This is a genomic window from Caballeronia jiangsuensis (assembly GCF_046030135.1).
Classification (GTDB): Bacteria; Pseudomonadota; Gammaproteobacteria; order Burkholderiales; family Burkholderiaceae; genus Caballeronia; species Caballeronia jiangsuensis.
Genome location: NZ_JAQQDB010000022.1, coordinates 116,295 through 122,458 on the forward strand (window position 1 = coordinate 116,295; position 6,164 = coordinate 122,458).

At 63.5% G+C, this 6,164-nt stretch carries 7 protein-coding genes; 2 read left to right on the forward strand and 5 right to left on the reverse strand.

Going from position 1 to position 6,164, the window contains the following annotated elements:
- Positions 1-121 precede the first annotated feature (121 nt).
- On the reverse strand, positions 122-739 hold the full coding sequence (locus tag PQR08_RS22965; RefSeq protein ID WP_250484722.1) for an OmpW/AlkL family protein: 618 nt from the start codon (positions 737-739) through the stop codon (positions 122-124).
- Between the two features lie 230 nt (positions 740-969).
- On the opposite strand from PQR08_RS22965, the gene PQR08_RS22970 reads away from it, so the two are divergent.
- Positions 970-1,263 carry a hypothetical protein gene (locus PQR08_RS22970; RefSeq protein WP_250484713.1) on the forward strand — a complete coding sequence of 98 codons (294 nt, stop codon included), beginning with the start codon at positions 970-972 and terminating at the stop codon, positions 1,261-1,263.
- 2 nt (positions 1,264-1,265) lie between these two features.
- Here the strand turns inward: PQR08_RS22970 and PQR08_RS22975 are convergent, their stop codons facing one another.
- Together PQR08_RS22975 and PQR08_RS22980 are read right to left on the reverse strand one after the other, a co-directional pair.
- Positions 1,266-1,790, reverse strand: coding sequence for a hypothetical protein (locus PQR08_RS22975; protein WP_250484714.1), 525 nt, complete (start codon positions 1,788-1,790; stop codon positions 1,266-1,268).
- 138 nt (positions 1,791-1,928) lie between these two features.
- The gene (locus tag PQR08_RS22980) at positions 1,929-2,897 is read right to left on the reverse strand and encodes a GlxA family transcriptional regulator (protein WP_250484715.1); all 969 of its coding nucleotides are present in this window, start codon (positions 2,895-2,897) and stop codon (positions 1,929-1,931) included.
- 186 nt (positions 2,898-3,083) lie between these two features.
- Here PQR08_RS22980 and PQR08_RS22985 point away from each other — a divergent pair, with 186 nt between their 5' ends.
- Positions 3,084-3,773, forward strand: a complete 690-nt coding sequence (locus tag PQR08_RS22985; protein WP_250484716.1) for an HD domain-containing protein — start codon at positions 3,084-3,086, stop codon at positions 3,771-3,773.
- Position 3,774: 1 nt separating this feature from the next.
- On the opposite strand, the gene PQR08_RS22990 is transcribed toward PQR08_RS22985, so the two are convergent.
- Positions 3,775-4,485, reverse strand: coding sequence for an extensin-like domain-containing protein (locus PQR08_RS22990; protein ID WP_250484717.1), 711 nt, complete (start codon positions 4,483-4,485; stop codon positions 3,775-3,777).
- Positions 4,482-5,537, reverse strand: a complete 1,056-nt coding sequence (locus PQR08_RS22995) for an NAD(P)/FAD-dependent oxidoreductase (protein ID WP_250484718.1) — start codon at positions 5,535-5,537, stop codon at positions 4,482-4,484. The genes PQR08_RS22990 and PQR08_RS22995 overlap by 4 nt, the downstream gene beginning before the upstream one ends.
- Positions 5,538-6,164 lie beyond the last annotated feature (627 nt).

The window sequence follows — 6,164 nt, forward strand, 5'->3', positions numbered from 1 at the left end:
GCGCCGGGCCTGCTGCAAAGGATACCGCGACCGCGAAACCGTCCACGCCAGAAGCACCGGTATCTTCCGCCAATTTCCAGACGGAACGCGGGGCGGCGCACACTCGCCGGGAAAACGCGCGTCAGAACTTCATGCCGACGCCGATACCCACGACCCACGGATCGATCTTGAGCGAGCCGAGATCGGCGCCGTCCGCCGACGCGCTCGTGCGCATCCAGATCTTCTTCAGGTCCGCGTTGACGAAGAGATTCTTCGCGACCTGCACATCGACGCCGGCCTGCAGCGCCGGGCCGAAGCTGCTGTGTCTGATCGACACCGGCGTGTCGCCCGCCTTCAGCTTGTCGTTATAGAAAACCGTGTAGTTCACCCCCGCGCCGACATACGGACGCACACGGCCCGCGTGATTGAAGTGGTATTGCAGGAGCAGCGTCGGCGGCAGCACGTTCACGCCGCCAAGCGCGCCGATATTCGACGTCACCTGATGCCGCGACGTGGCGAGAATCAGTTCGACGCCGATCTCGTCGCGGATCATGTAGGTGAAATCGAGTTCGGGCACGATCGCGTTGTTCACATCGACACCGAGCGTGCCGAGTGCGCCGCCCGCATGCACATCCGGCTGGATGCTGATCGCGCGCAGACGCACCAGAATGTCGCCCGCGTGAATGCCGCTCATCGAATCACCCGACGGTGCATCGCCCGCCGCGTGCGCCCTGCCCGCAAACAAGGACGCGCATGCCATCACCATTGCCCCGAAGACTTTCTTCATTTCTATCTTTCCCACGTTAAATACGGGGATTCTCCCGGGCGGGCGCGCACGCGCCATTGACCGGGCTCAACGCGCAAGCACGCGCGCACAGCCAGCGGCGACAAGGCTTGAGCAACGACAATCGTGCGGTCGAACGCCGCAAGCGGCGGGTCCGCGCTTTGCTAGAAGAAGGGAAAGTACAAGGCGATAAACGGAGGCAGCAGATGAGACCCAAAATCGGCACACTCGGGCGCATGACGGGGATTCTGCTCGGCGGCACGCTGGCCGTCGTGGCGAGCGCTCAGCAAGCGCCGCAAAAACCGAAACAGCTCCAATACGACAGCACGCCCGCGTATCAGGAGAAAAACGTCACGCCGCCTGCGACTGCGGCCGCGAACGCGAGCGATGCGCTCAAGACACGTCCGGGCAAGACGTCATCGGGCAAAGGCGCCGCGCCCGACCGGCCGAACGGGATCGGCTTCGATGCGGGCGCAAGCGGCATGGGCAAGAAGCAATAAGGTTACGCGTCGGCGGGCTTGTCGGGCCACGGCCATGTCGAATAGCGCGATGGCTTCTCGGACTTGGCCTTGCCCTTCTGCTTCTGAGGAGCGGGTGCGGAAGCGGGAACGGGAGCCGGAGTGCTCGCCGCGTGCGCAGGCTCCGCGCTCTCCGCAATCTCTGGCAACGCCTCGCCGAACCACGGCACTTCCTTGCGACGCTCTTCCACGTATGCATCCCAACCCTTCGCGTTGTCCGCGAAGAGATCGTGCTTCACGGTGTTGGCGAGCAGCGGGCGATTGAGCGTTTCGTCGAGGAGGGCTTTCGGCCACACGAAGAACGCGCCCGATGCACGGCGGATGAAATCGCGCGGCGCCATCTTCGGGTCGATGAAGCCGAGCAGCGTGAAGCCTGCAAGCGCCTCGTTGCCCTTCACCGCTTCGCCGATGCTCGCGTATTCGTCGGCGCATTGGCTCAGGCAAAACACCGACTCAAGCACGTCGCCGAGGTGCAGCAGCAACGCGCGTCGTTCGTAGGGATCTTGCATGGCGGTCTCATGTTTCGTCATTCGCTGTTCCGATATGTCGAGGGTGGATTCTGCGGCGCGCGCACAGTGCCGCACGTGCCGCGTTCATCACGAATTTTAACGAACTCGGCGTAACACGTCGGCGCGCGATCACGCGAGTCACTTCGTAAAGCGCGTGCGAAAACTCAGCCGATAGTCGTTCGGCGACACACCGAGCCGCCGCGTGAACACGAGCCGCATGCGATCCGCCGTGCCGAAGCCGCAATCGTAGGCGACGGTTTTCAGCGGCGTGTCGCTACTCTCGAGCACATTGCGGGCCGCGTCGACACGCGCGCGTTCGACGAACTCATGCGGCGTCATCTGCGCGAGCTGCACGAAGGCGCGCGCGAAGTTGCGCTCGCTCATGCCGGCGACGCTCGCCAGTTGCGCGACCGACAGCCGCTCGCCGATATGCTCCATCACATAGGCCTGCACTTTCGCGACCGGCGATGTTTCGTCGGCGGGTGCGCTCAGATACGGGCTGAATTGCGACTGGCCGCCGCGACGCTGCGCGAACACGACGAGGCGCTTCGCGACCGCGAGCGCGACCTGCGCGCCGTGATCTTCGGCGACGAGCGCGAGCGCGACATCGATGCCCGCCGTCACGCCCGCCGACGTGACGAGCCTGCCGTCGCGCATGTAGATGCGATCCAGCTCGACGCGTGCGCGCGGAAAACGCTCCGCGAGGCGCGGCGCGTTCTGCCAGTGCGTGGTCACATCGCGGCCGTCGAGCAGGCCCGCGTGTCCGAGCGCGAACGCGCCCGTGCAGATCGAGCCGTAGCGCTCGCAGTGCGAGGCGACATCCGCGAGCCAGTGGGTCAGACGGGGATCGGGATCATCGACGGGAAGCGCCGGGCCGCCCGCGACGAGCGCGGTGCCGTAACGCCGATCCGCTTCGTCGAAAGACAGATCCGCGACGAGCCGCGTGCCGTTCGATGCGCGCACGATGCGCTCTTCCGGACCGACGAGCGTGATCTCATACGCGCACGATGGCGCAATGAAGCCGTTTGCTTCCGCGAACACATCGACGGGACCGGCCACATCGAGCGCCTGCACGCCCTGGAAGATTGCGATAGCAACTGTACGCATCGAATGGAAGGTCCGTGATGAGCGCGCATGGCAGAAGACGGCGTGCGCCTGGCAGGCTTCGACGCGTCGTTTCGATTGAGACGTGAAGGCGTTTTGACGAGACTAAAGGCATCCGACGCGCTGCGCGATTTTAGCAACGCACAGGCATTCGCGTCTTCGATCGACCCCTATCACGGAGCCATACTCATGAGCGAAATCATCGCAGGCATCAGGATTCCCGACAGCCAGATGGCGCGCGAAGCCACGCAACTCGTGCGCGATACCGAGCCCGATCTGCTCTACAACCATTCGCGTCGCGTGTTCCTGTTCGGCGCGCTCGCGGGCGAACGCAAGCAACTGAAGTACGATTCCGAACTGCTCTATATCGGCGCGATGTTCCATGACATGGGGCTGACCGAAGCGTACAGCAGCGCGCATGATCGCTTCGAAGTCGATGGCGCGAACGCCGCGCGCGATTTCCTGCGTCAGCATGGCATCGGCGAATACGAGATCGAGCAGGTGTGGGACGCGATCGCGCTGCATACGACGCCCGGCATTCCGCAGTACAAGAAGCCGGTGGTCGCGCTCGTCACGGCGGGTGTCGAAATGGATGTGCTCGGTCTCGCCTACGACGAGTTCAGCGCGGACCAGCGGCGTCTCGTGGTCGCCGCGCATCCGCGCGAGACGAACTTCAAGGAAGGCATCATCGATGCATTCGCCAAAGGCACGATCGGCAAGCCCGAATCGACCTTCGGCAACGTCAAGGCCGATGTGCTCGCGTTGAAGGACCCGAACTACCGGCGGCTGAATTTCTGCAGCATCATCCTCGGTTCGGCATGGAACGATCAGCCGCACGATCACGCGACGTGCCGCGATCCGGCGCATCGTCACGCGTAATTCAGCGGCAGATGCGATACGGTCCCATGTCGACGTGAAAGTGCGTCTCGTGCAGCGCGTTGTAATCGGGACCTAACGTGGTCGCGAATGCGTGGCACGCGCCTTCGTGAACGCGGCGCAGAAACTGTCCGTCGGGCGAGGCCGCATCGTCCCAGCGCGCGAGCGTGATGCGGCGTCCGTCATCCAGCACGAAGCCCGTGAGATCGATGGCGTTCGCGCTCGCATGCTGGCTCAGCGCGGCGTCCTGCTGATGATTCACGTTGCGGCACGCATAGCTCCCGACATGCTCGATGCGCGCGACGCGCTCGCCGTAGATATCGAGCGCGGCGGGCTGAAGATACTGATGTTCGAAATATGCGATGCCGAGCGCGAGCGGACACGTCGCGAGAAAGGGCGAACTGAAGCGCAGGTCTTCAGTCTGCGTGACGCGCACCACGTCTTTGAGCGCACAACCGCCCTGCCCCGTTGCATCGGCCATCTCGCGATACACGAGACCGGAGCGCGCGAGCGCGGCGTCGCAGAGTTGCGTGTCGTGCATCGTGCGCAATAACCTGAAGCGCGTGAGCGGACCTTGCGGCGCGCGCACATCGAGCGGTGCGAAGGGATCGTAGCGCTCGGGCAACACGATGCGCTTTGAATAGATCGCGTAGCCGAACATCGCCGCGCCGGCGAGCGACGCCAGCAACAGCCACGCGACGATGCGCACGATCACGCGTCGTCGGTGGCATGCGCGGCGTTCACGCGCTCGGCGAGTTTTGCGTCGTAACTCGAATGCACGTGCACGCGCTTTTTCTCGGGATACGCATACGAATAGGCTTTGCGCAACGCGAGCGACGCTTCATGGAAGCCCGACAGAATGAGCTTCTGCTTGTTCGGATAGTTGGCGATATCGCCGACCGCGAAAATGCCCGGCCGCGAGGATTCATAGTTCGACGTATCCACTTCGATGCGTCCGCCGCGCACATCGAGATTCCACGTAGCGATCGGCCCGAGTTCCGACACGAGACCGTAGAGCGCGACGATCTTGTCCACTTCGATATCGGTCGAGCCTTCCACCTGTTTGATGCGCACACCGCGCAGCGTGTTATCGGGTGCATCGAGCGATTCGATCATGCCGACGACGAACTCCATCTCGCCTGCTTCGACTGCGCGCTTCATCGTCGCGACCGAGTTCGCCGCCGCCGAAAAGCCGTTACGCCGATGCACGAGCGTGAGTTTCTTCGCGATGCCTTTCAACGCGAGCGCCCAGTCGAGCGCCGAATCGCCGCCGCCCGCGACGATGACCGCCTTGTCCGCGAAATCCGCTGCGCGCAAGACGCTGTAGTGCACGTCCTTGCCTTCGAGCGCGGCGGCTTCGGGCAATTGCAGCCGCTGCGGCACGAACGCGCCGTTGCCCGCGGCGATCAGGATCGCGGCGCAGTCGAACGTCATGCCGCGTTCGGTCGTCACCGTCCAGCGATGATCGTCCTCGCGCTGCGTGACGGACTGCACGCGCTGGTCGAGATGGATCGGGACGTCGAAGGGGCGAATCTGCTCCAGCAGGCGATCGACGAGCTCGCGGGCGGTGCAGGAAGGGATCGCGGGGATGTCGTAGATCGGTTTGTCGGGATAGAGCTCGATGCATTGCCCGCCGATGCGGCCGAGCGTATCGACGATCTGACATGTGAGACCGATCACGCCTGCCTCGAAGGCGGCGAATAGGCCTACCGGGCCTGCGCCTATGATCAATACGTCGGTTTTTATCGCTTCGCTTTTAGGGTCCATTTCGGGTTTGCTTTCCTTGGCTTTGCTGAAATTTTCAGCATTCTTCGGGCCACGATACAGAAAGCGTTTCGTTCGGGCAATGAAGTCCCTGTTTGCTTAGCGGCGATTGTTTTTCGGGGAATCCTGTGTTCGTGTCGGTCTATTGGCACTGCCCCTCCCCGGGGCGGGGGTCACTTTCTTTGCTGCTGCAAAGAAAGTAACCAAAGAAAGCAGCTCGCTTACGCCCGCGGTTACACGCACGTTGGCCATGCTTGCCAGCCGCCAATGGCACTCGCCTAAGTGTCGCCCCCAAAGGCCCAATCGGGCTTGGCTCGCGCACGGTCTGACGCCCGAGACGATTCAGCGCGCTGGTTCAGCACGAAAGAGCTTCGGCACAGCGCTGCGCGCTGCCGTAGGGTATGCGAGGGAAACCGTCGGAGAAGAAGCGTACGCGAACCCGATTGACCCGTCGGCCGCGAAGCGGGCCGGAGCCATTTGGTGCTGAACCAATAACGCAAGCGGCGCGAGGTGGCAGACCGTGCGCGGTCCAAGCCTTTGTCTGCTTGCGGGGGCACTCGCTACTGCCGGGCCATTAGGCCAATCGTCTGTGCCGCGGCCGGTGTGAAGTGCTTAGGCTGGGGAGAGCTG

What these genes read in the sequence shown, in the direction of transcription:
- PQR08_RS22965 (WP_250484722.1), bottom strand. Translation starts at nt 739, where the DNA reads ATGGCATGCGCGTCCTTGTTTGCGGGCAGGGCGCACGCGGCGGGCGAT.
- PQR08_RS22970 (WP_250484713.1), top strand. Translation starts at nt 970, where the DNA reads ATGAGACCCAAAATCGGCACACTCGGGCGCATGACGGGGATTCTGCTC.
- PQR08_RS22975 (WP_250484714.1), bottom strand. Translation starts at nt 1,790, where the DNA reads ATGCAAGATCCCTACGAACGACGCGCGTTGCTGCTGCACCTCGGCGAC.
- PQR08_RS22980 (WP_250484715.1), bottom strand. Translation starts at nt 2,897, where the DNA reads ATGCGTACAGTTGCTATCGCAATCTTCCAGGGCGTGCAGGCGCTCGAT.
- PQR08_RS22985 (WP_250484716.1), top strand. Translation starts at nt 3,084, where the DNA reads ATGAGCGAAATCATCGCAGGCATCAGGATTCCCGACAGCCAGATGGCG.
- PQR08_RS22995 (WP_250484718.1), bottom strand. Translation starts at nt 5,537, where the DNA reads ATGGACCCTAAAAGCGAAGCGATAAAAACCGACGTATTGATCATAGGC.